A 22,017-nucleotide genomic window follows, 5' to 3' on the forward strand; every position below is an offset into this window, starting at 1 on the left:
GTAGCGCGCCGTCAGCGCGTCGCCACGACGGCGTACTCGTCGCTGTCGCCCCGGTCGGCGTCCCAGTCGCCCGTGCCCTCGGGCGCGAACGCGTAGCCGGAGGCGAAGCCGGCGTCGCGGCAGAGCGTCAGCAGCGCCTCGGGGAACACGGGGCGCGTGCGGTCGAGGTCGGCCCAGAAGGCGTGCAGCGCGCGCGGCGAGTGCGGGTTGACGGACTCCAGGACCAGGCGCCCGCCCGGGCGCAGCGCGCGGTGGGCGGCGGCGAGCAGGCGACGCAGCGCGTCCTCGTCCAGGCGCTCGACGAGCGCCAGGGCGACGACCGCGCCCTGCGAGCCCTCGTCCAGGCCCTCCAGCGCGGCGACCGCGTCGCCGTCGCCGAGCGCCGGCCCGACGTCGAGCACCGGCGTGACGCCCTCCAGCAGCGTGTCGTAACGACGTCGGCGCGCGCGCAGGGCCTCCGCGGCGTCGGCGCCCGCCTCCGCGCCGCCGCCCTCGAAGCCGATCACGCGCCCGGCCCCGTCGGCCTCGAACCGCGTGAGCGCCGCGTCCTCCACCTCCGACCCTGGGCGCAGCGCGTCCTCCAGCTCGGCCAGGCCGTCCCGCGTCGCCGCGACCTCGCCCGACAGGCCGTTCTGCAGCGCCCGCAGCTCGGCCACGCGCCGGCTCTCGGCCAGGCGCGCCGCGGTGACGTAGGCCTCCAGGCGCCCCAGGCGCTGACCGTGGTCGGCGAGCGCCTGCTGCGCGGCCGCCGCCGAGCTCTCCACCGACCACCACAGCGCCTGGTCGAGGTCGCGCCGGTGGCCCGTGGCCCGGCGCAGGAGCCGCTGCGTCGCCCGGTCCAGCGCCCGGCCGGGGGCCGAGAGCGGCGCCGGGGCCGGGGCCTGGATCGCGTTCAGGGTGTTCGTCCGCGCGTCCTGGGCCTCCTGGAACTTGGGCGGGTCCAGGACGTCGGCGACGTCCTGGCCCTCGACCAGGCGCGACAGCCGCCGGGCCATCGCCAGGCCGGCGGCCGCCGGCGAGTGGTGGCGCTTGATGAACGCTTGCCCGCGCTCGGCGCGGCGACGCGCCTCCTCAGGGTCGTCGACGACCTGGACCAGCAGCTGCGCGGCGTGGTCGAGGTCGGGCTCGGCCCAGCGGCCGTCGGCCGGGTAGGGATCGGCGCCTTCGCCGATGCGCACCAGCTCGTGGCGGACGACGAAGCCGGTCTCGTCGGAGAGGTAGTCGGCCGAGCCCGAGTAGGCGACGCCGACGACCGGCTTGCCGAGCAGCATCGCCTCGGCCAGCGTGAAGCCGAAGCCCTCGGAGCGGTGCAGCGACACGTAGCAGTCGCAGCTGGCGACGAGCACGTCGCGCAGCTCGGCGTCGAGGTACTCGTCGCGCAGCACGATGTCGTCGCGGCCGGCGAAGCTCTCGCTCAGCGCGGCGACGGCCTCGGGGTGGCGGTCGCCGTTGATCGACTTCAGCACGAGCGTCACGCCCTCGCGCGGCTCGGGGAACGCGCGCTTGAACGCCTCGATCAGCCCGGCCGGGTTCTTGCGTGCGACGACGCTGTTGAAGTCGAAGGAGAACAGGAAGACGAACCCCTCGGGCAGGCCAACCGCGGCGCGGTCGGCCACGACGCCCGGGCGCATCGTCACGGGCGTCGGGATGTGGGCGACCGGCACCGGCGAGACCTTGGCCAGCGCCTCGGCGACGAAGCGGCTGCCGGCCCAGACCTCGTCGACCAGGTCGAACGAGCCGTGCCAGCGCTCGGGCAGCTCGTCGGTCTCCCACCACCACCAGCCGACCGTGCCGCGGCCCTCGAAGAACTCCGGCCCGAGCTGCCCGGCGACCGTCGGCAGCATGTCCGCGTTGACGCACACCAGGTTGGTGGAGAACGGGCCGTAGGCGTGCGAGGCGTGCTCGAAGTCGTGGCCCTCGCGGTTGACCCCGGACGGGATGCCGACCGGGATCGTCGGGACGCCGACGGCGTCCAGCGCGCCGATCGCCTGGCGCGCGACCTCGCCGACGCCCAGCTCGGCGGTCAGGTAGCCGACGACGTTGACGCCGTCCAGCCCCCCGCCGGCGGCGTGGCCCGCCGCCGGGCTCGCCAGCCCGTAGGGCCACTTCGACGCCTCGTGGTAGCCCTGCTCGACGAGCTCGGCGCCGTAGACGTCGCAGATCGCCCGCACGTCGGGGCGCTCGTCCAGCACGATCCGGTCCTGGTGCTTGGACAGCTCGTCGGGGCGGTCGGGGCTGAAGCCGCTGAAGTGCAGGAAGCGAACCGGGCGGCCGTCGATCGTCGGGCGGCGCGGGTCGTCGACCTCCAGCGTACGCGCGTGGAGGTTCCAGTAGGCGATGTTGTAGGTCGGGTCGTGCAGGATGTGCGTGTCGGGCCAGATCCCGGGCACGAGGTCGATCCACTTCTGGTCGACGAAGCGGCCCGAGCCCGGGTCGACGACGCAGTCGGTGGCCAGCCGCTCCGACCACCAGTCCAGCAGCTCGTCGGCGGCGTCCCCACGCCCCAGGCCGATGAACCCGAGGTTGTAGGCCCCGGCGATGAGGATCGACTCCTCCGACGGATAGCGGCCGTCGCGCGGGATCGGCGTGAGGTTGTGCGGCGTGAGCACGATGCCGTGCTCGACGGCCAGCTCGCGGATCTCGTCCAACGGCGAGACCACCCGGATGTCGGGGTCCAGGTAGACGGCGTGGTCCTGTTCGGTGAGCAGTCTTCTGAGGAGCCACGGCTTCACCGCCGTCGACAGCTCGATCACGCTGTAGGCGTTGACCATCTCGTCGAACGGCTCGCACTCGAGGTCGTCGGGACCCCACAGCCGGTACGGCTCGTCGGCGGGGTCGACGTACCCCTCCAAGGAGTCGAGGACGAGCACCGTGAGCTGGGACTCCGGGTGCTGCGCGGCCAGGGACCGGGCCAGGACCCTCGCATGCGCGAGGTAGTTCTTGGCGACGATGGTGCAGACGTTCACCGGGCGGATCGTAGCCGTCGAAGGCCCGTTCCCCGGGGCTCGTCGCCCCGGCGGGCAACCTCATAGAGTGTGGCGGGATGCGCCGGCAGCAACCAATGCGGGAACGGTCGTAGGTGGCCGCGACCGTCCTCGGAGCCGTGATCGTGGTGATCGGCTCCACGCTGATCGGACAGCTCGCGTGCTCGTTCTGCGGTGTCCGTAGGTGGACATCGATGGCCCCTGCCGTGGGGCTCAGCGTCGCGATGCTGGTCGCCTCGGCGGGGCTGCATCTGCCCGGCCACGAGATCCTGCCGGGCCTGGCGTCGCTGGTGTTGATCGTGGGCGGGGCGGCCCTCATGGTCAGACATCCGGCGCATCGCCCGCCGCCGCTGATGGCGGCCGTCGGGGTCGTGACGCTGCTGGTCACGCTGATCCCGTTCTGGGCTCAGGCGCGCTTCGGGATCCTGGGCGTCAGCTTCGACAACGACATGTTCCTGCACCTGCCGATCGCGGCGGCGTTCACGGACGGGTACATCGATCCGGGCGTCAGCGGGTTCATGCGCTACTACCCGGTCGGGCCCCACGCGGTGTCGGCGCAGCTGGCGCAGTGCCTCGGCCTGGACATGGTCGGCGTCTTCACCGGCATGACGATCGCCGGGCCGGTGCTGGTGGCGATCGGCTTCTACGGGCTGCTTGACGGCCTGCCGCGCCCGGCGCGCGCGATCGCGTCGGTCGCGACCGGGGTCCCGTACCTGTTGGCCGCGTACATGGGCGAGGGCGCGTTCAAGGAGCCGCTGCTGGTCGCGCTGCTCGTCGGGATCGTCGTCTCGCTGCGCGACGCGAGGACGACGACGTCGACGAGCGCCGTGCGCCTGACGCCGATGGCGGTCCTGGCCGGGGGCGTGCTGTCGCTCTACGCGATCCCGGGCCTGGGCTGGGCGGGCCTGACCGTCGTGCTCGCGATCGTGGGCTTCGCCGCGACCTCGCGGCCCGCCGGGCTGGTCGGCCGCGTGCGGGGGCAGGTGCGCGCGCTCGTCGGGCCGGTCGCGGTCGGGGCGGTCGCGGTGATCGTCCTGCTGATCCCACAGGCGCCGCGGCTTCACCACTTCTGGGAGTTCATGCGCAGCAGCGGCACGGGCACGGGCATCGACGCCACGGGCCTGGGCAACCTGCCGGGCCCGCTGCACTTCTTCGAGGTCACCGGCGTGTGGCTGAGCGCGGACTTCCGCTACGCCCCGGCGGCGGAGACGCTTTCGACGATCTTCGCCCTGGTCGTCCTGGTGGCGGCCGTCGCCGGGGCCGCGCGCCTGCTGGCGCGCCGCGAGCCCGAGCTGGTCGCCGCGGCGCTGGCCTGCCTGCTGGTGTGGGCGTGGTCGGACCGGACGCAGTCGCCGTACGCGACCGCCAAGGCCCTGGTGATCCTCTCGCCGTTCCTGGTCGCGCTCGCCGCCGTCGGGCTGCTGGGGTGGCGCCGCGCCGGCGCCGGCGCCGCGCCCGCCGGCGCGCCTGTCCCGCCGGCGCGCTCGCCGCGCGTGCTCGCGCCGCGCGCGGCGGTCGGCGTCCTGGCGGTCGCGCTGCTGGCGCTCATGTCCGTGTCGACCGCCCTGGCCCTGCGCTTCATGCCGGTCGGCCCGCTCACCCACGAGCGCCAGCTCGCCCAGCTGCGGCCGTTGGTCAAGGGCAAGACGGTGTTCTACCTGGGCAACGACGAGTTCGGCTCCTGGTACCTGCGCGGCGCCCGCGTCCTGCAGCCCGGGCTCGGTGGGCTGCCCGCACGGCCGGAGAAGGCGCCTGCCTACCTCCAGAACACGGACTTCGACACCACCTACGTCGGAACGCTGGACCAGGTCGACGCCGTCATCGGCACGACCGACCCGTCGGGCAGCCAGCCGCCGCCGAACTTCCGACTGATCAAGACCTCCGGGCCATTCGGCCTGTGGCTGCGCACCGGCCCCGGTGAGGTCCGCGGAACGCTCTCCGGCGAGCACGGGCAGTCCGGGCAGGTCCTCGACTGCCGATCCGACGAGGGTCGCGCGGTCCTGCGCGGCGGCGGGACCGCCGGCGTCCGCACGGCGCCGGTGTACGTCGCGGTGCCGGCGCTGCGCGCGGGCCAGGCGGTGTCGCTCCCTGTCACGCTGAAGCCCGGCCGCTGGACCATCAGCCTCGCTTACGCGTGGCGCGCCGGCGTGCGCGTCACCGCGTCGGGCCTGAACGTCACGCTGCCCGCGACCCTGGACCGCCAGGGCCAGTTCTACCCCGCGGGCGAGATCGCGGTGACCGCCGCCGGCCCGACGGCGATCCGCCTCCGGCCCGAGGAGCCGCGCTGGAACTCGCCGACGGTCGTGCTCCCCGGGAGCACCCTGGCGATCACGCCGAAGGGCACCGAGCGGACGGTGCCCGTGCGTCAGGCCTGCGGCAAGTACCTGGACTGGTACAAGCCGGCCGCGGGCTAGTCAGAATCCTCTCAGTAGTTGGACGGATATCCGTCCACTGTCAGGGGGACCTGCGGTCTAGAGTCGCCGCCGGCGCCACGGTCCAAGCCAGGTGGCGCCGGTCCAGCGCGAGCGTTGGCGGCGGCCCACGCCGCCGATCCCAACGGCGTCGTGTACAACAGCGCCGTCCGCGGGGACAGTCCCGCCGGCTTCTGGCGTCTGAACGAGCTCTCCGGGGTGTCGTCGGCGGCGAACGAGGTCACCGGCGGTGCCGCGCTGACCCTCACCGGCGGGACGGCGACCTTCGGCGCCTCAGGGCTCTTCGGGGCCGACAACCACGCCGTGACGTTCTCCGGCGCCAACGCCGCGGTCCTCGGCGGCGCCCCCGGGCCTTTGCCCGATGGGTCGGTTTCCGGCAAGGCATGGATCCGGACGTCGGACGCGAGCTCTGGCTATCACGGGATCCTGGTCTTCGCGGGCGCGGGCTTCGGCCTGTTCGTGTCCTCCGGCAAGGTGATTGCCTATAACTTGCCGACCGGCGTCGTCGTCAACAGCAACGTCGACGTCGCTGACGGCAAATGGCATCAGGTGGCTCTCGTCGTCGCCGGTGCGACCCAGAAGCTCTACGTCGACGGTGTGCCGCGCGGCGACGGGGCGTGGGCGGTGGGCTCTGTCGTGCCCAACACGGTCGTCGTCGGCAATGGCAACAAGCCCGACAACGGTCAGCGTTTCAACGGCACGATCGACGAGGTCAGCACCTACAACTCGTCGCTCACGGCCACGCAGGTCGCCACGCACTTCGCGTCGGTGGTCACCTGCAGCCTGAGCCAGCACTCGGCCTCGGAGTACGGCATGACGACGGCCGAGCTCGACGATCTCGTCGTGACCGCCCGGCAGTACTGGTCGGACTGCGGCATCGCGGACGCGCTCGACGAGCCGATGGGCACCGAGTACCTCCCAGCGGGGTTCACGGTCGATCAGGTCTCTGCCGAGCAGACCGCGGTCCCCGAGGACGTGGGGAGCGCGGTGGGCCGCGCCGCGGGCAGATACGGATGCAAGGAGATCACCAACCGGTGGGACCGCCTGTACCGGACCAGGGACCCGCTCACCGGCGCGACGCAGTACAAGAGCCTCTACGCCGTCTTCCTGCGCACCAGCTGGTGCTACGAACAGCACGACCAGGTCATCGTCGGCACGCCCGAGCGCCTGGCCTGGGCGGACCGCACCGACTCGTTCGGGGTCACCAAGGCGCTGGACTTCGATCCCGAGAAGGACGGTGAGACGACCAGCTTCCTACCGTGGCACAACGACCTCCACGGATCGTGGAAGATCACCCAGCTCTGGAAGGTCAAGTTCTGCACGGCGAAGATCAAGTGGCCGTGCTGGGACACCGAGCATCCCTGGCAGGTCACCAAGCTCTACGGCGACGGGTATCACGGGCGCACCGGCGGCATGACCGACCGCAACGGCGGTGGGTTCCGCGATCCGCCCTTGCACGCCGTCTCGGGCGTCCCTGACGCGGGCGGCGACCCGCCCGATCCCGCCCCGGTGGCGTCCCCGACGGCGACCACGGGCACGGCGAGCCAGGTCAAGGACACGTCGGCGATGCTGAACGCGACCGTCGATCGGCAGGGTGTCACCGGCACGTCCTACCACTTCGAGTACGGCCCCACCACGGCCTACGGCCAGACGACGAGTGCCGAGAACGACGGCCTGTCCGGGGCTCACACCTACAGCCGGTGGGTCGACGGCCTCTCGGTGAACCGCACCTACCACTACCGCGTCGTCGCGGTGAACGGGTCGTGGACGACCTACGGCGCGGACCAGACGCTCACCACCGCCCAGCGCTACATGGTGTTCTACCCGGACTCCACGGGGCTGAACTCGCTCACCAATTGGGAGCAGACGTTCGTGGGCGGCTGGACGCAGACGCCGCTGTTCGGGCATCCGGTGGTCGCCGGCACGAGCCCGACGGCGGTGGTCGACGCCAACGGCACGCCGAACGCCGTCTACGTGGACTCGCTCAACAACAGCACGTTGACGGTGTGGTCGCGCAGCCCGACCGCAGGTTGGCAGCAGACATTCCTCTGGGGCCACCGAGTCGCGACGGGCACGAGCCCGTCGGCGGTGCTGCTCAACGGCGTGGTCCACGTGTTCTTCGTGGACTCCCAGAACGGCAACACGATCAGCGACTGGTACAAGTCGCCGACGGGCGCCTGGCAACAGGCCGAGTTCTTCGGCCACCAGGTGGCCGCGGGGACCAGTCCCAGCGCGACGGTCGTCAACGGGCAGGTCCACGTGTCCTTCGTGGACTCCACCAACCTCAACTCCACCACCGACTGGACCTGGACCTCCACCTCCGGGTGGCAGCAGCAGTTCCTGTTCGGCCATGCGGTGACGACCGGCAGCTCGACCGCCGGCAGCTGATCCGCGCCCGCGCCGGAGACGGCGCGGGCGCCGGAGTCCTCATGGCGTGTGGCACACTCAGGCTGGATGGGAACGCCCGTCTCCGAAGACGCTCCGGCGGCCCGACCGCTCCTGCCGCGCTGGCTCCAGCTGCCGATCGCCGTGTTGGTCGTCGTGTTCCTGGTGCTCGCGGTCGCCTCGCAGTGGTCGAAGGTCGCCGACGCGGACCTGCGCTTCGAGCCGCTGTGGCTGGTCGCCGCGATCCCGCCGCTGGCGCTCTATCAGCTGCTGCAGGCGGAGATAGCGTTGGCCGTGCTCCGGCGCCTCGGCCATCCGATCAAGCCGTCGCGCGGCCGCACGATCTATGGCTTCGCGCTGCTGGCGCGCTACGTCCCGACCGGCGCGCTCGTGTTCGCCCTGCGCATCACGATGAACGAGCGCGAGGGCGTCCCCAAGAAGGCGTCGTCGGTGGCGCTGGTGTACGAGATAGCGCTGTCGCTGGCCGGCGCGTCGGTCGCCGCGATCCCGCTGCTGCCGCAGGTTGAGGCGGCGCTGCTGATCGCCGCGGTGCTGCCGGTCGCGGGCGTGGCGTTGCTGCACCCGGCGCCGTTCGCGCGGCTGACGTCGCGGCTGCTGCGCCGCGTCGGCCGCGAGCCGCTGGACCAGGTCCTGCCGTTCCGGGCCGTCGTCGTGCTCGTCCTCGCCAACGCCGTCACGTTCTCGCTGGCCGGCGTCTCGCTGCTGTTCACGCTGCAGGCGATCACGCCGGTGGACGCCGGCGACATGGTCGGTGTCGTCGCCGCCTTCGGGCTCGGCTTCATCACCGGCATGGTCGGCTTCGCGCTGCCGGGGGGGCTCGGCGCCCGCGAGCTCGGCCTGGTGACCGGCCTGAGCGCCGTGATCGCGGCGCCGATCGCGCTCGCGGTCGCGGGGATCGCCCGCCTGCTGCAGACCGGCGTCGAGCTGCTCTACGCCGGGATCGTCACCGCGCACGACCGCGCGGAGCGCCGCCGGACCGAGAAGGCCGCGGTCACGCGGTCAGGATGATCACCGCGCAGGCCACGCCCCAGAGGACGACGCAGGCCAGCAGCGGCGCGTCCCGGTAAACCAGCGCGTCGACCTCCTCGGTCATCCCGACGCGGTCGCGGTGGTGCATCAGGAAGAGCACGCGGAAGATTCCGTAGAGCACGAACGGGACCGTCGCCAGCATCGTGTCGGTCGACGCGCCGAGCACGGTGTAGATCGCGTAGACGACGACGACCGATGGCGTCACGACGCCGATCAGCTCGTCGAGCAGGCTGACCGAGTAGTAGTCGAGCACGGGCCGCTGCGGGTTGGACTGCCCGCCCATGGCGACCGCCTCGCCGCGGCGCTTGGTCAACGCCAGGAACAGCGCCAGCAGCCCGGTGACCAGGAGCAGCCACGGGGAGATCCGCGCGTCGACCGCCACGACGCCCGCGAACGCGCGCAGCACGAACAGCGCCGCGATCGCCATCACGTCGATGAACAGCACGTGCTTGAGCCCCAACGTGTAGGCGAACTGGAGCGCCAGGAACGCGGCCACGACGCCCGCGCTCGCGAGGTTGACCACCAGCGCCAGCCCCAGCGCCGCGAGGAGCGCCACGCCGGACGCCGCGTAGGCGACGCCGACCGGCAGGTCGCCGCGCGCGATCGGCCGTCCGGCCGTGCGCGGATTGAGGCGGTCGGTCTCGGCGTCGCGCGCGTCGTTGAGCAGGTACGAGGCGCCCGAGGCCAGGCAGAACGCGATCGTCACGACCAGCGCGTTGCCGATCGACGAGACGTGGTCCAGCCGGCCGCTGAACACGACGCCGGCCAGGACGAAGCTGTTCTTGATCCACTGCCGCGGCCGCATCGTCTGCAGGACGAGCAGCGGCACGGGACGGCGGGAGGTCTTGGGAAGCGAGGCCACGATCTACAGGACGCGCTCGAGCTCGCAGAGTTCCGCCGCGCGCTCGGCGAGCTCGGCCGGCGCGTTGCAGACGATCGCGCGACGGGCGTGGCGCCAGACGGCCAGATCGGCCTCCGAGTTGCCTGCGTAGTCGAAGCCGCGCTCGCCGAAGCGCGCGACCAGGCGTGCGGCCTTGCGCGTCCCGGTGTTGTTGTGCCCGGGCTCGGTCCCGAACGCGCCGTCGAAGATCCCGGTGCTCCGCGCGGCCGCGTCGGCCAGCGCCTGCGGCGCCCCGGTGGCGAGGTAGATCGGCCGCCGCCCGCGCTGGGTCTCCAGCCATTCGGCCAGCGGCGCGTAGGGCGTGAACGACGAGATCGGCACGGCGCCGTGGCGGTGCAGGTACAGCTTCATCGCGGCCTTGTCGCCGCGCCGGCGGGCGAGCCACAGGCCCGGGACGCGATGCGGCCGGCGCGCGCGCAGCCGCGCCGTCATGAGCATCGTCGAGTCCGAGGAGAAGAGCGTTCCGTCCATGTCGACGACCAGCGGCACACGGTCATCGGTCATCTGCGACCAGGACGGCGTGCAGGACGGTGTCGCCGACGGGCCCCTGGAGGACCGACGCGGCGCCGGCGATCGGGCCGGTGGGGCGCAGGGCGCGGGCGATCTTGTGGGCGCGCGCGCCGCCGCGCAGCAGCAGCGCGCGGTGGGCGGATGTCGCCAGCTCGTCGAGGCCGTAGGTGTCCAACGCGGCGACGCGGAACCCGGCGCGGGCGGCGCAGCGGCGCAGCGTGTCGGCCGTGAAGAACGTCAGATGGCGCGGTGGATCCCAGTAATACCAAGAACTGCCCAATGGTCCGACCAGTCGCGAGCCGATGTTGGGGACGATGATCAGGACGTGCGTGACGCCGCCGGCTCGCAGGCTCGCCAGGACGTCGGCGGGCCGGTGGACGTGCTCCAGCACGTGGCGCATGACCGCGCCGCGGGCCTGGGTCCCGGCGACGGCCAGGTCCTCGGCCGAGAGCCCGGGGCCGGCGAACGAGATCTGCCGGTAGGGGACGTCGGGGTGGCGCCAGGCCGAGGGGTCATAGACGTCGAGGCCGAGGCTCGCGCGCCCGTGGCGGTGCAGGTGCTCGGCGACCGAGCCGTCGCCCGTGCCGAGGTCGGCGATCGGCGCGTCGGGATTCAGCCGCGTCAGCAGCGGCTCGAGGTCCTTGGCGAAGCGGCGGTCGCGCATCGCCGTGAACAGCGGCCCCGGCTTGGTGTGCATCTGCGCGCCCGCCGGCGTGTCGTAGTAGCGGCCGATGGCCTCCGGCGTCGGCGGATCCTCGAGGTACACCGCGCCGCACGTCCCGCAGGTGACCGCGGCGAAGGTCTCGTCGGACTGGTGGTCGCGCAGGACGAGGCGGAGCTCGGGGACGTCGGAGTCGCAGACCGGGCAGGTCGCGTGCAGGCGGTCGGCGGCCGGCGGCCGTACGAGGCTGTCATGGGCCATGAAAGGGGCAGCGTAGCCTCCAGGTCACGCGGAAGGACCGGCGGCTAAGGTCTGCGCCGATGCGTTCCGTGATCGACAGCACGCTGGCGACCGTCGCCGACAACGTCGCCCGCGTGGCCGGCGACGAGGCGGTCCTCGCCGCCATCGAGCGCGGTGGCGCGGGCCTCGTGGACACCCTGCGCGACGGCGGCAAGGTCTACGCCGCGGGCAACGGCGGCTCGCTGTGCGACGCCATGCACTTCGCCGAGGAGCTGTCGGGCTCGTTTCGCGACGTGCGCCCGGCTCTGGCCGCGTCCGCGATCGCCGACCCCGCGCACCTCACCTGCGTCGGCAATGACTTCGGCTTCGAGCAGGTCTTCGCGCGCTACGTGCAGGGCCACGTGCGGGAGGGCGACGCGTTCGTCGCGATCTCCACGAGCGGAACGAGCGCCAACGTCGTCCTGGCCGCCGAGGCCGCGCGCGCCCAGGGCGGCTTCGTCCTGGCGCTGACCGGCAGCGAGGACAGCCCGCTCGGCGCGCTCGCCGACGTCGACGTGTGCACGCCCGCCGGCGTGCACTCCGACCGCGTCCAGGAGCTGCACATCGTGGTCATCCACCTGTTGGTGGAGCTCGTCGAGCGCTCGCTCTTCCCCTCCAACTACGCGAGCTGACGCCGTAGGTGCCCGCCTACGCGACCGAGCGCCTGAAGGACGTCGACCGGCCGCTGTCGCTCGTCGCGGCCGTCGTCGGGCGGGCGATCGGCGCCGCGGCGTCGGCGGCCCGCGCGGCCGACGGGCGGCTGCTGGTCGTCCGGCCGGGCGGCATGGGGGACCTGATCGCCGCGCAGATCGCCGTCGAGGAGCTCGGCCGCGACCCGCGCGCCGACGTGCGCTGGGTGGTCGAGCGCCGCTCGGCGGCGTGGGCGCGCAATCAGGGGCTGGACCACGTTGCCTACGACGACCGTCCCGCCGCCGCGCTGGCGGCGCTGGCCGGGCGCCACGCCGTGGTGGTCAACACCGAGCAGCTCTTCGGGCTCTCCCAGGGGCTGACGCTGGCGGCCGGACGGCGCGGCGGCCGCGCGTTTGCATTTGCCACCAACCGCGGCTCGCGCGCCGCGATCCGCGTCCCCTACGACGCCTACGACGAGCACGAGACGGTCGCGTTCGGCCGCCTGCTCGCGGTGGCGTGGGGGCTGCCGTTCGCGCCCGACGCGCCGCCGCGGCCGCGCGCGCGGCGCCGCCCGTCCGACGGCACGCTGCTGGTCGCCGTCAGCGGGCGGCAGTCGCCGACGCGGTCGCTCGGAGTCGAGCAGTGGGCAGCGATCGCCCGCGCTTGGGCCGCCGGCCGGCCGCTGACCGTCGTCGCGGCGCCGATCGACCGCGCCTTCGCCGACGAGCTGGCCGCGCAACTGGGCGCAGGCGCGACGCGCGAGGACCACGGCTTCGACGCGCTGTGCGACCGCATCGCGAGGGCCGAGGGCCTGCTGACGATGGACGGCGGGCCGGTGCACATCGCCAGCTACCACGGCACGCCGACGCGGACGATCTTCACCTCGGGCCGCGAGGGCAAGTGGGCCCCGTTGGCCGAGGGCTCGGAGATCGTCCGGACGTCCGGCCTCTGGTGCCAGCCCTGCACGCTGTTCGGCCAGACGCCGCCGACGCGCAACGCGCTGGCCTGCCATCGGCTGGACCCGGTCGCCGACGTGTCGCCGTCGCCGGCGTTGCTCGCGGCGGCCGCCGCCGACGTCTAGACCAGGCCGCTCTCGGTCTGGAGGATCCGCGTCGTGCTGCGGCCCTCCAGCAGCGGGACGATCTCGACGCGCCCGCCCCACGCCGCCGCCTCGGCGCCGCCGACGACGTCCTCGACGGCGTAGTCGCCCCCCTTGACGATCAGGTCGGGCCGCACGGCGAGGATCAGCTCCAGCGGCGTGTCCTCCTCGAACTCGCACACGAAGTCGACGCAGCCCAGCGCGCTGAGCACCGCGACGCGGTCGTCGCGCGAGTTGACCGGACGCGTCGGGCCCTTCAGGCGCCGGACGCTGTCGTCGGTGTTGATCGCGACGACGAGCGCGTCGCCGAGCGACCGCGCCTTCTGCAGCAGCCGAACATGGCCCGCGTGCAGGATGTCGAAGCAGCCGTTGGTGAAGACGACGCGGCGCCCGTCGGCGCGCTCGGCGGCCATGATCCGGGCGGCGACGTCGCGGTCGGCCAGCCACTTGCCGGGGCGGTCCTGGTGCTCGCGACCGAAGGTCTCCAGCAGCTCGCTGGCCGTCAGCGTCGCGGTGCCGGGCTTCTCGCAGACGCGCCCGGCGGCGAGGTTGGCGAGGACGACGCCGCGCTCGATTGGCAGCCCGGCCGCCGCGCAGCCGGCCAGCAGCGCGACCATCGTGTCGCCGGCGCCCGAGACGTCGGCGACCTGGCGCACCTGGGAGCGCAGCAGCATCGGCTCATCCAGCGCGGCGCCCGCGGCGATGACGCCGTCGGCCGACAGGCTGAGCACGACGTTCTCGGCACGGCTGGCGTCCAGCACCGCCGCGACGAGCGCCTCCGGCCCGGCGTTGGCGCCGCCTGCCGCCCGGACTGCCTCCAGGCGGTTGGGCTTGAGGATCGTGACGCCGGCGTAGCGGCTGAGGTCGTCGCTCTTGGGGTCGGCGACGACCGGGACGCCGGCGGCGCGGCAGCGGGCGATCGCCTCGCCCAGCAGCGCCTCGGTCAGCACGCCCTTGGCGTAGTCGGCCAGGACGACGGCGCGGGGGCCGGCGGTGGCCAGGAAGGCGTCGAGGTGCTCCAGCAGCGCGGCGGCCGTCGCGGGGGCGACCGGGTCCAGCTCCTCGCGGTCGACGCGGACGACCTGCTGGTAGCCGGCCAGGACGCGGACCTTGCGCGACGTCGGGACCGTCGCGTCGGTGACGACCGCGCCGACGTCGATCCCCTGTGCCGTCGACAGCACGCGCACGCGCTCGCCCTCGGCGTCGGCGCCAACGCGGCCGGCGAGGATCGCCGTCGCGCCGAGCTGGGCGAGGTTGGCCGCGACGTTGGCCGCGCCGCCGAGCACCTCGCGCCTGCCGCGCTCGTGGACGACCGGCACCGGCGCCTCGGGCGAGATCCGCTCGACGTGGCCGTCGACGTACACGTCCAGGAGCGCGTCGCCGAGGACGAGCACGCGCGCGTCGCGCAGCGCGAGCACGTCCGCGGCGACGTCGCGGGCGGTGTGGGAGAGCTCGGAGGGCACGGCAGGCACGCTACTGCGTGCCTCCGGCGGCGGTCATCGCGGCCCCCGCGCCGCGTAGGATGAGCCCCATGTCGTCCAGGTCGCTCGCCCGGCTGCGGTCACGGTGGGGAGCGGCCCCGGTGGGGGCGCCTCCCACGCCGCCCGCGCCTCCCACGCCCGCAGCGCTGACCGACGCCGACGTCGTCGCGTTCTACGAGGCCCTGCTCGACCGGACGCCGCGCCCCGACGAGATCGCCCTGCAGCTGGGCAACGTCGAGACGGCCACCGCGCTGCTGCAGGTGATCCTGGCCAGCGACGAGTACGCGGCGCGCCGCGCGGCCGACGCCGTCGCCGCGGCCACGCCGGCGCGGCCGCTGGTCAACGTGCACACCGACGACCTGGCGGAGTTCTGGGCCGCGCCCGGGACGTGGTCGGACGATGGCGTCGCGGTGACCGGACGCGACGGCTGGATCTTCCTCGGCGGCGGCAGCAACGCGATCCTCGACCAGTACCAGGGCACGGTCGGGCCGGACGAGGGCTTCGACGCGGCCTGGGCCGCCGCGATGGCCGAGCGCCGGGAGGGCGCGGAGCGTCTCGGCGCGGCGTTCCTGGGGCTGATCGTGCCCGACAAGCTGCCGGTCCTGGCCGACCTGTTCCCCGAGCCGCTGCCCGGGATCGCCGACGTGCCGGCGGCGCGCCTCGCCGCCCGGCCCGAGCTGGGGCTGCTCTACCCGGTCGCCGAGCTGGCGGCGGTGCCCGGCGGCGCGTTCCTGCGCACCGACACGCACCTCACCTACGCGGGCAACGCCGCGTTGGGGCAGCTGGTGGCGGAGGGGCTCGACGCGCGGATCCCCGATGACGTCCTGCCCGGGGACATGCCGCTGAGCCGGGCTCTGCACGTCGGCGACCTCGGCCGCCGCTACGTGCCGCAGCTGGTCGAGGTCACCGGCAAGCACCACAGCTGGGGCCGGGCCCAGGAGGTGGAGAGCAACCTCGACGCGCTCTTCGCCGTCGGCGGCCACGTGGGCACCCGGACCGTGATGCGCAACGACACCGCCGACGACGCGCGGACGGTCGTGATCTTCGGCGACTCCTACAGCCTCGGCAACCCGGCCTACGCCGGGCTGTCCTGGTTCCTCGCGCACGCGTTCCGCGAGGTCCACTTCTGCTGGGTCCCCTTCGGCTGGGACCCGGACTACGCCGCGGCCGCCGGCGCCGACGTGATCGTCTGCGAGGGCGCCGAGCGCTTCGCGATCCGCCCGCCGGACCTCCGCGTCGACATCCACCAACTCGCGGTCGACACGATCACGCGCCTCGGCGGCGACGCCGCGGCGGTCTCCTAGCGCTCGCCCACGTACTCGAACGGCAGCCCGTCGGCGATCTCCGCCAGCAGCGGAGCGTCGACGTCCCGCTGCGAGACCAGCAGCTCGTCGTCGCCCAGCGGCCACCGCACGCCGATCTGCGGGTCCTTGTAGGAGACGTCGCGCTCGGTCGCCGGGTCGTAGTAGGCGTCGAGCTTGTAGACCACGTCGGCGACGTCGGAGAGCACGCAGAAGCCGTGACCGAAGCCGGGCGGGGCGTAGAGGACGCGGAGGTTCTCGTCGGTCAGCTCGTAGCCCTCCCACTGCCCGTAGGTCGGCGAGCCGCGGCGCAGGTCGACGAGCACGTCGTAGATCGCGCCGCGCGCGCAGCGGACGAGCTTGCCCGCGCCGCGGCCGACCGTGAAGTGCAGGCCGCGCAGCACGCCGCGCGTGGAGCGGGAGTGGTTGTCCTGGACCATCTCCTCGTGGATCCCCAAGGCCATCATGTCGCTGCGGCGGTAGGTCTCCACGAAGAACCCGCGGTGGTCGCCGAACACCTTCGGCTGCAGCAGCTTGGGGCCGTCGAGCTCGGTCTCGATCAGGTCGAAGGGCATCGCGCGCAAGCCTGGCAGATCAGGCGGTCGCCGGGCGCTGCCGGTCCGTCCCGAAGGCGGCGAGGTCGGCGAGCAGGTCGCCGATCACGCGCGGCCAGATGATGGAGGCCTTGAACTGGCGGCTCTTGTGGTGGCCGCGCAGGCGGACGCGGTCGTACATCTCCGGCGTCTTGAAGAGCTGGTGGACGCGCAGGTCCATCTCATAGTGGTCGCTGACGACCAGGAGGTCGAGGCCGGGCTCCAGGCCGTAGAGCGTCTCCAGCAGCTCGGTGACGACGAGGTGGCCGGCGGCGAGGTGCACCAGCAGCGTGGGCTCGAAGGCCATCACCCAGCGCTCGGCGTGGACGTTGAGCGCGACGTCGGCGGCGTCGAGGGCGGCGCGGAGATCCTCGGCGCCCGGCGGCCCGGCGTGGCGCGACAGCGCGAACTCGCGCCGCAGGCCGTCGAGGACCTCGTCGCGGTGCGCTGTCGCCGCGCCGAGGGCGACGACGCGCGGCGGTCGCGCGGTGCGCCGCGGGGCGCGATAGAGCCGGTCGTCGACCGGTAGCGGCATCGCACGCCACAGCGGCAGGCCGAGCGTCGCGGCGGACTCCCAGGACAGCGCGTCGGTGAGGACCACGCGGTCGACGCTGTCGGGCGCCAGCACGCGCAAGGCCTCCAGGTTGGCCGCGTAGACGGGATGCGGGTCGTGCTCGGGACCCTGCAGCGGCGCGGCGACCACGCCGAGGACCGGCGCGGCGACGGCGTCCAGCGCGCCGGGCGCGAAGCTCTCGGGCGCCAGCGCGACCACGACGTGCGGGTCGGCGGCGCGCAGCGCGTCGTGATCGCCGGGCGCGACCAGCGTCGGGATCAGCCCGCCGGCGGGCGCGCCGAGCACGTGCGGCCCGAACGCGGCCGGGTCGCCCACGAAGGCGACGCGCGTCGGCTCACCCGGGGCCGGCAGCGCGTACGGAAGGCGGTCGGGGCGCACGGCGCCGTACGATAGTCGCCCGTGCGCGTCGCCTTCGTCCTCCAGGACCTGCAGCTCTCGGGCGGGGTCGGCGTGATCGTCGAGCACGCCGTGCAGCTGCGCCGTCACCACGGCATCGACGCCCAGCTGGTCCTGGCGCGCGACACGACGGCGCCGGGCTGGACCTACCGCGCGCTGGACGAGGTCCCCGTGCTGACGCTGGACGAGGCGCTCCACGTCGAGTGGGACGTCGCGCTGGCGACGTGGTGGGCGACGACCTCGGTCCTCTTCGACCTGCGCGCGCACCGCCACGCCTACTTCATCCAGCTGTTGGAGGACTCGACCTACGAGCCGCGCTCGCCCGAGCAGCTCGCCGCCGCGGCGACCACCGGCTTGCCCGTGCGCTTCGTCACCGAGGCGCGCTGGATCGCCGAGCTGTTGGAGGACTACCAGCCGGGCAACCGCGTGCTCTACGCGCGCAACGGGATCCCGAAGGACGTCTTCGTCTCGCCGCCGAGCGTGACGCCCGCGCTGCCCGGCGAGCCGCTGCGCGTCGTGCTGGAGGGCGCGCGCGGCTACGTGCACAAGGGCGTCGACGACGCGCTGGCCGCGGTCGCCGCGATGCGCGAGCCCGCGCACGTCACGTGGGTCTCGCCGCACCAGGGCGAGCCGCCCGCCGGCGTCGACCGCGTGCTGGCCGGGCTCTCGCACAGCGAGATGGCGGCGTTGTTCGCCGAGTCGCACGTGTTGTTGAAGCTGTCGCGCGCCGAGGGCATGTACGGCCCGCCGCTGGAGGCCTTCCACATGGGCGCGACGGTCGTCACGACGCCGGTCACCGGCCATGACGAATACGTCGCCCACGGCGTCAACGGGCTGATCGTGGGCTGGGACGACATCCACGGCACGGCGCGCGCGCTGGACCTGCTGGCGCGGGATCGCCGCCTGTTGCACCGGCTGCGCTGCGGCGCGTTGGAGACCGCGGGCGCGTGGCCGGACTGGCGCCACGCCTCGCAGCGGATGGCGTTGGCGCTGCGACGTGTGGCCGCCGAGCCGCCGCCTCCGCTCGCCCCGGCCGGCGCGCGGCTGGTGTCGGACCTCGCCTCGGTGACCGCCGACGCCCAGGAGCGCGCGTGGCGGCTGAAGACCGAGAAGACGCTGGTGGGCGAGCTGACCGAGCAGAAGGCGATCCGCTACGCGCTGGCGCTGCGCGGCCGGCTGATGAAGGCCCGCGGGCTGCGCGACCGCGCCCTGCGCCGATAGCCTGCCGTGCCGATGTCCGACGGCCTCGACGCGGAGCTTCGCAACACCTACATCTCGCCGCTGCTGGGCGACGGCGCGGCGTGGCTCGACCTGGGCCGCGACGTCGACGCGGACCTCGCGACGCCCGCGGGCGTCGCCGCCGCCGCGACCGCCCTGGAGGAGGCGGCCACCGACGGCGCCCGGCTCGTCGTCACCGTCTTCGACGTCCTCGACGGGCTGGACGACGTCGCGCCGCTCATGGAGTGGCTCGTCGGCGTCGCCGACCGCGCGACCGTCGTGCTCTCCGTCCCGTGGTCGCCCAACCAGGTCGAGGAGCTGCGCCGCCTCGTGCCCTCCGAGATCGCGACCGTCGTCGCCCGCCAGGTCCCGGTCCGGGCGTCGGCGATCGTCACCGACGACGACCCGGCCACGCCCCCGCTCGGCGCCGTCACGCTCGACCCCGCCGCCACCGCCGCGCACCACCTGTTGGCCTTCGGACCCGACGCGCATCGCCTGCGACCGGTCGCCGCCGCCCGTGCCGCGGACCTCGCCGCCGAGCGGCAACGGGCGCGCGAGCAGGCCGCCGACCTCGCCTACCTCGAGGCGCGCGTCGCGCAGCTCGAGGGCGCGCGCGAGGGCTGAGCCCTACAGCGACTCGTTGCCGATCGCGCCGCGGAACTCGAAGTCGAACGGCAGCTCGGTCGCTCCGGCGGCCGCCATCGCCTGGCGCGTGTCGTCCGGGCGCTGGGCGTAGACCAACAGGAACCCGCCGCCGCCCGCGCCGACGAGCTTGCCCCCGAGGCACCCGGAGCGGCGTGCGAGCGTGTAGAGCCGGTCGATGTGCTCGTCGGTCATCCCCGGCGAGCGTCGGCGCTTGTTCTCCCAGTGCTCGTGCATCAGCTCGCCGTAGGCCTCCAGGTCGCCGGCCTCCAGCAGCTCGCGGCTGCGGTACCCCATCTCCTTGGTGCGATGGAGGTTCTCCAACATGTCGTCGTCGTTGGCCGCCGACTTCTCGACCTGGTGGGCGAGGATCTTCGACGCCGACCGCGCCTCGCCGGTGTAGAACAACAGCAGGTTGTTGCGCAGGCGGCGCAGCGTGCGGTCGTCGAGGTTGAGCGGCTCGACGTCGACGGTGCCATCGGTCTGGAAGGTGTAGGCGCAGATCCCGCCGTGGGCGGAGACGTACTGGTCCTGCTTGCCGACCGGCTCGTTGAGGATGTCGATCTCGATCTCGCAGGCGCGCTCGGCGAGGTCGCCGGCGGTGATCGACCGGCGGCGGGCCAAGGACAAGGCCTTGATCAGGCAGACGGTGAACGCGCCCGAGGAGCCCATGCCGGTCCCGGCCGGGACGTCGGCGACGACCGCGATCTCCAGCGGGCTGCCCTCCCAGTGGCGCTTGAGCGCCTCGCGGAAGATGGGGTGGATGATGTCGTTGGTCTCGTCCACCTCCTCCATCTCGGAGTACTTGAGGCGGTAGCGCTTCTGGAAGACCGTGTGCGTGAGCATGTACACGTACTTGTCGATCGACCCGCTGATCAGGTACCCGCCGTGCTCGCGGTAGTAGGACGGCAGGTCGGTGCCGCCGCCGCCCAGCGAGATGCGCAGCGGGGCACGCGAGTAGATGACGCTCATGACGCCACCGTCTCGGCGGGCAGCGCGATGGCGGGCTCGGAGTCCAGCCAGTCCAGCGTCCGGGCAATCGCCTCGGGGATCGTCAACGTCGGCCTCCAGCCCAGTGATCGGATCTTGGTGGTGTCGAGGTGGATCAGCGGCGAGTCGCCGGCCCAGCCGCGGCGGCCGCCGGCCTTCTCGATGACCGGGTCGACGCCGAGATGGGAGGTGATCAGCGCGACCGACTCGTCGACGACGACCGTCGCGTCCGTGCCCAGGTTGTAGATGTCGGTGCCCGCCGTGTCGCCCTGGTGCTCGACGGCGGTCATCATCGCGTCGACGCAGTCCTGGATGTACAGGTAGGACTTCTCCTGGCGACCGTCGCCGAGCACGGCCAGGCGCGTCGGGTCGGCGCGCAGCTGGCGGTAGAAGTCGATGACGTGGCCGTGCGTGTAGCGCTCGCCGAGCAGCGACACGAAGCGGAAGATCGTGGCGGCGAAGTCGAAGCCGTGCGCGTAGGCGGAGATCAGGCCCTCGGCGGCGACCTTCGAGGCGCCGTAGAGCGAGGTCTGGACGGGGAACGGCGCGGTCTCGGGCGTCGGGACGACCTCCGGCTCGCCGTAGACCGAGCCGGTGGAGGAGAAGGCGATGCGGCGGCAGCCCGCGGCGCGCATCGCCTCCAGCACGTTGGAGGTCGAGACCGCGTTCTCGCGCAGGTCGAGCCGCGGGTGCTCGAGGCCGTGCCGGACGTCGGCGTTGGCCTGCAGGTGGAAGACGACGTCGGCGCCCGCCATGGCGGCGGCCAACGTCGCGTCGTCGAGGACGTCGCCCTCGAACAGCTCGGCGCCGCGCGCCAGGGCGTCGACGACGAACTCGCGCCGTCCGGTGCGGAAGTCGTCGAGGATCGCGACCTCGACGCCGAGGTCGAGGAGGTGGTCGGCCAGCGTGCTGCCGACGAAGCCGGCGCCGCCGGTGATCAGAGCCCGTCGCATTGGCACTGGATGGAGGGCTTGGTCTTCTAGAGCGAGAAGCCGGCCGCGACCGCGTCGCGGCGGAACATCTGCACGGTCTCCAGCGAGAACACGGTGAGGTCCTTGCCCAGGCTCTTGACCTTCGGGAGCAGGTCGTGCGTCATCGTGATGATGTGGCAGCCGATCTCGTTGGCCTGGACGAGGTTGAGCACCTCGCGCGGGCTGGCCCAGATCAGCTCGGCGCGCGGCGCGGCCGACATGATGTCCAACGACTTCCGCATGATCGGCAGCGGGTCGATGCCCGCGTCGGCGATCCGGCCCGCGAAGACCGAGATGCACGACGGCGCGCCGTCGGCGACCGCGGCCGTGATGAGCTCGACCTGCGCGGTCGTGAACAGCGCCGTGACGTTGACCTGGACGCCGTCCTCCGACAGCTCGCGCACCAGCGGCGCCATCGACTCGCCGGTCGTCGTCGTGACCGGGATCTTCACGTACACGTTGGGACCAGTGCTCGCCAGCAGCCGCGCCTGGCGCCGGATCTCCGACTCGGTGTCGGCGAAGACCTCGAACGAGATCGGCTTGTCGCGGATGCACTCCAGCAACCGCTTGGCGAAGTCGCCGTAGTCCGTCAGACCGGCCTTCCACATCAGCGTCGGGTTCGTCGTGAACCCACCGATCAGCGGATCCGCCGCCAGCCTCAGGATGCCATCGAGATCAGCGCCGTCCGCGAAGATCTTGGTCTGGATCGTGTCGAGCATCGTGGCTGCATCATGGACGGCTCATCACGGCTTTTGGAACTACGGGTTGACAGGCGGCAGATCGCGCCGCACCACCGGTGAGGCCTGCCAACCGGCACGGGCGGGCCCGTCTCAGGGCCGTTTGGCTGTGGTCCGGGTTCGGACGGCTTCCCTACGGTCGCAGTGTGCAAGAAGCGCCGGTCATCGGCGACGTACCTTCCC

Annotated in this window: 18 protein-coding genes; 8 read left to right on the forward strand and 10 right to left on the reverse strand. The window is 73.1% G+C overall.

Annotated features, from left to right (window positions below; translation table 11 throughout):
* Window positions 1-11: 11 nt before the first annotated feature.
* Complete coding sequence (locus tag VFG42_RS22025; RefSeq protein WP_324910970.1) at window positions 12-2,966, reverse strand: glycosyltransferase; 2,955 nt, start codon at window positions 2,964-2,966, stop codon at window positions 12-14.
* 212 nt (window positions 2,967-3,178) lie between these two features.
* Between VFG42_RS22025 and VFG42_RS22030 the strand changes: the two genes are divergently transcribed.
* The 3 genes from VFG42_RS22030 (at window position 3,179) to VFG42_RS22040 (ending at window position 8,830) form a co-directional block, all read left to right on the forward strand.
* A complete protein-coding gene (locus tag VFG42_RS22030; RefSeq protein ID WP_324910971.1) occupies window positions 3,179-5,398 on the forward strand; it encodes a hypothetical protein in 2,220 nt (739 codons plus the stop codon).
* A 216-nt stretch (window positions 5,399-5,614) separates the two neighbouring features.
* The gene (locus tag VFG42_RS22035; protein ID WP_324910972.1) at window positions 5,615-7,804 is read left to right on the forward strand and encodes a LamG domain-containing protein; all 2,190 of its coding nucleotides are present in this window, start codon (window positions 5,615-5,617) and stop codon (window positions 7,802-7,804) included.
* 66 nt (window positions 7,805-7,870) lie between these two features.
* Entirely contained in the window at window positions 7,871-8,830 is a 960-nt protein-coding gene (locus tag VFG42_RS22040; RefSeq protein WP_324910973.1) for a hypothetical protein, read from the forward strand.
* Here VFG42_RS22040 and VFG42_RS22045 read toward each other — a convergent pair.
* The 3 genes from VFG42_RS22045 to VFG42_RS22055 are packed head-to-tail and all read right to left on the reverse strand — an operon-like array spanning window position 8,814 to window position 11,184.
* The gene (locus VFG42_RS22045) at window positions 8,814-9,713 is read right to left on the reverse strand and encodes a decaprenyl-phosphate phosphoribosyltransferase (RefSeq protein WP_324910974.1); all 900 of its coding nucleotides are present in this window, start codon (window positions 9,711-9,713) and stop codon (window positions 8,814-8,816) included. The two genes, VFG42_RS22040 and VFG42_RS22045, sit on opposite strands and share 17 nt — an antisense overlap.
* A 3-nt stretch (window positions 9,714-9,716) precedes the next feature.
* Window positions 9,717-10,256 carry a hypothetical protein gene (locus tag VFG42_RS22050; RefSeq protein ID WP_324910975.1) on the reverse strand — a complete coding sequence of 180 codons (540 nt, stop codon included), beginning with the start codon at window positions 10,254-10,256 and terminating at the stop codon, window positions 9,717-9,719.
* Window positions 10,246-11,184 (reverse strand): class I SAM-dependent methyltransferase, encoded by a 939-nt coding sequence (locus VFG42_RS22055; RefSeq protein WP_324910976.1) that lies wholly within the window; start codon window positions 11,182-11,184, stop codon window positions 10,246-10,248. The genes VFG42_RS22050 and VFG42_RS22055 overlap by 11 nt, the downstream gene beginning before the upstream one ends.
* A gap of 59 nt (window positions 11,185-11,243) precedes the next feature.
* On the opposite strand from VFG42_RS22055, the gene VFG42_RS22060 reads away from it, so the two are divergent.
* Both VFG42_RS22060 and VFG42_RS22065 read left to right on the forward strand, forming a co-directional pair.
* The gene (locus tag VFG42_RS22060; RefSeq protein WP_324910977.1) at window positions 11,244-11,834 is read left to right on the forward strand and encodes a D-sedoheptulose-7-phosphate isomerase; all 591 of its coding nucleotides are present in this window, start codon (window positions 11,244-11,246) and stop codon (window positions 11,832-11,834) included.
* Between the two features lie 8 nt (window positions 11,835-11,842).
* Window positions 11,843-12,913, forward strand: a complete 1,071-nt coding sequence (locus VFG42_RS22065) for a glycosyltransferase family 9 protein (RefSeq protein WP_324910978.1) — start codon at window positions 11,843-11,845, stop codon at window positions 12,911-12,913.
* Here VFG42_RS22065 and rfaE2 read toward each other — a convergent pair.
* Complete coding sequence (rfaE2, locus tag VFG42_RS22070; RefSeq protein ID WP_324910979.1) at window positions 12,910-14,394, reverse strand: D-glycero-beta-D-manno-heptose 1-phosphate adenylyltransferase; 1,485 nt, start codon at window positions 14,392-14,394, stop codon at window positions 12,910-12,912. The two genes, VFG42_RS22065 and rfaE2, sit on opposite strands and share 4 nt — an antisense overlap.
* Before the next feature lie 119 nt (window positions 14,395-14,513).
* Here rfaE2 and VFG42_RS22075 point away from each other — a divergent pair, with 119 nt between their 5' ends.
* Entirely contained in the window at window positions 14,514-15,716 is a 1,203-nt protein-coding gene (locus VFG42_RS22075) for a hypothetical protein (RefSeq protein ID WP_324910980.1), read from the forward strand.
* Here the strand turns inward: VFG42_RS22075 and rfbC are convergent.
* Window positions 15,713-16,288, reverse strand: coding sequence for a dTDP-4-dehydrorhamnose 3,5-epimerase (gene rfbC, locus VFG42_RS22080; RefSeq protein WP_324910981.1), 576 nt, complete (start codon window positions 16,286-16,288; stop codon window positions 15,713-15,715). The genes VFG42_RS22075 and rfbC overlap by 4 nt on opposite strands.
* Before the next feature lie 19 nt (window positions 16,289-16,307).
* On the reverse strand, window positions 16,308-17,258 hold the full coding sequence (locus tag VFG42_RS22085) for a hypothetical protein (RefSeq protein WP_324910982.1): 951 nt from the start codon (window positions 17,256-17,258) through the stop codon (window positions 16,308-16,310).
* A gap of 21 nt (window positions 17,259-17,279) precedes the next feature.
* Here VFG42_RS22085 and VFG42_RS22090 point away from each other — a divergent pair, with 21 nt between their 5' ends.
* Window positions 17,280-18,497, forward strand: a complete 1,218-nt coding sequence (locus VFG42_RS22090) for a glycosyltransferase (RefSeq protein ID WP_324910983.1) — start codon at window positions 17,280-17,282, stop codon at window positions 18,495-18,497.
* A gap of 12 nt (window positions 18,498-18,509) precedes the next feature.
* A complete protein-coding gene (locus VFG42_RS22095; RefSeq protein ID WP_324910984.1) occupies window positions 18,510-19,118 on the forward strand; it encodes a hypothetical protein in 609 nt (202 codons plus the stop codon).
* Window positions 19,119-19,121: 3 nt separating this feature from the next.
* Here the strand turns inward: VFG42_RS22095 and VFG42_RS22100 are convergent, their stop codons facing one another.
* Genes VFG42_RS22100 through VFG42_RS22110 form a run of 3 tightly spaced genes read right to left on the reverse strand, consistent with a single transcriptional unit; the run spans window position 19,122 to window position 21,816 of the window.
* Window positions 19,122-20,108: a galactokinase gene (locus tag VFG42_RS22100; RefSeq protein WP_324910985.1), complete on the reverse strand. Its 987-nt coding sequence runs from the start codon at window positions 20,106-20,108 to the stop codon at window positions 19,122-19,124.
* Window positions 20,105-21,079 carry an NAD-dependent epimerase/dehydratase family protein gene (locus VFG42_RS22105; protein ID WP_324910986.1) on the reverse strand — a complete coding sequence of 325 codons (975 nt, stop codon included), beginning with the start codon at window positions 21,077-21,079 and terminating at the stop codon, window positions 20,105-20,107. The genes VFG42_RS22100 and VFG42_RS22105 overlap by 4 nt, the downstream gene beginning before the upstream one ends.
* 26 nt (window positions 21,080-21,105) lie before the next feature.
* Window positions 21,106-21,816 (reverse strand): transaldolase, encoded by a 711-nt coding sequence (locus tag VFG42_RS22110; RefSeq protein ID WP_324910987.1) that lies wholly within the window; start codon window positions 21,814-21,816, stop codon window positions 21,106-21,108.
* Window positions 21,817-22,017 lie beyond the last annotated feature (201 nt).

It is taken from the genome of Baekduia sp., assembly GCF_035685985.1.
GTDB lineage: Bacteria > Actinomycetota > Thermoleophilia > Solirubrobacterales > Solirubrobacteraceae > Baekduia.

Coding starts and splice junctions, on each gene's coding strand:
- VFG42_RS22050 (WP_324910975.1), bottom strand. CDS start 10,256: ATGACCGATGACCGTGTGCCGCTGGTCGTCGACATGGACGGAACGCTC.
- VFG42_RS22110 (WP_324910987.1), bottom strand. CDS start 21,816: ATGCTCGACACGATCCAGACCAAGATCTTCGCGGACGGCGCTGATCTC.
- VFG42_RS22095 (WP_324910984.1), top strand. CDS start 18,510: ATGTCCGACGGCCTCGACGCGGAGCTTCGCAACACCTACATCTCGCCG.
- VFG42_RS22030 (WP_324910971.1), top strand. CDS start 3,179: ATGGCCCCTGCCGTGGGGCTCAGCGTCGCGATGCTGGTCGCCTCGGCG.
- rfbC (WP_324910981.1), bottom strand. CDS start 16,288: ATGCCCTTCGACCTGATCGAGACCGAGCTCGACGGCCCCAAGCTGCTG.
- VFG42_RS22100 (WP_324910985.1), bottom strand. CDS start 20,108: ATGAGCGTCATCTACTCGCGTGCCCCGCTGCGCATCTCGCTGGGCGGC.
- VFG42_RS22055 (WP_324910976.1), bottom strand. CDS start 11,184: ATGGCCCATGACAGCCTCGTACGGCCGCCGGCCGCCGACCGCCTGCAC.
- VFG42_RS22040 (WP_324910973.1), top strand. CDS start 7,871: ATGGGAACGCCCGTCTCCGAAGACGCTCCGGCGGCCCGACCGCTCCTG.
- VFG42_RS22105 (WP_324910986.1), bottom strand. CDS start 21,079: ATGCGACGGGCTCTGATCACCGGCGGCGCCGGCTTCGTCGGCAGCACG.
- VFG42_RS22060 (WP_324910977.1), top strand. CDS start 11,244: ATGCGTTCCGTGATCGACAGCACGCTGGCGACCGTCGCCGACAACGTC.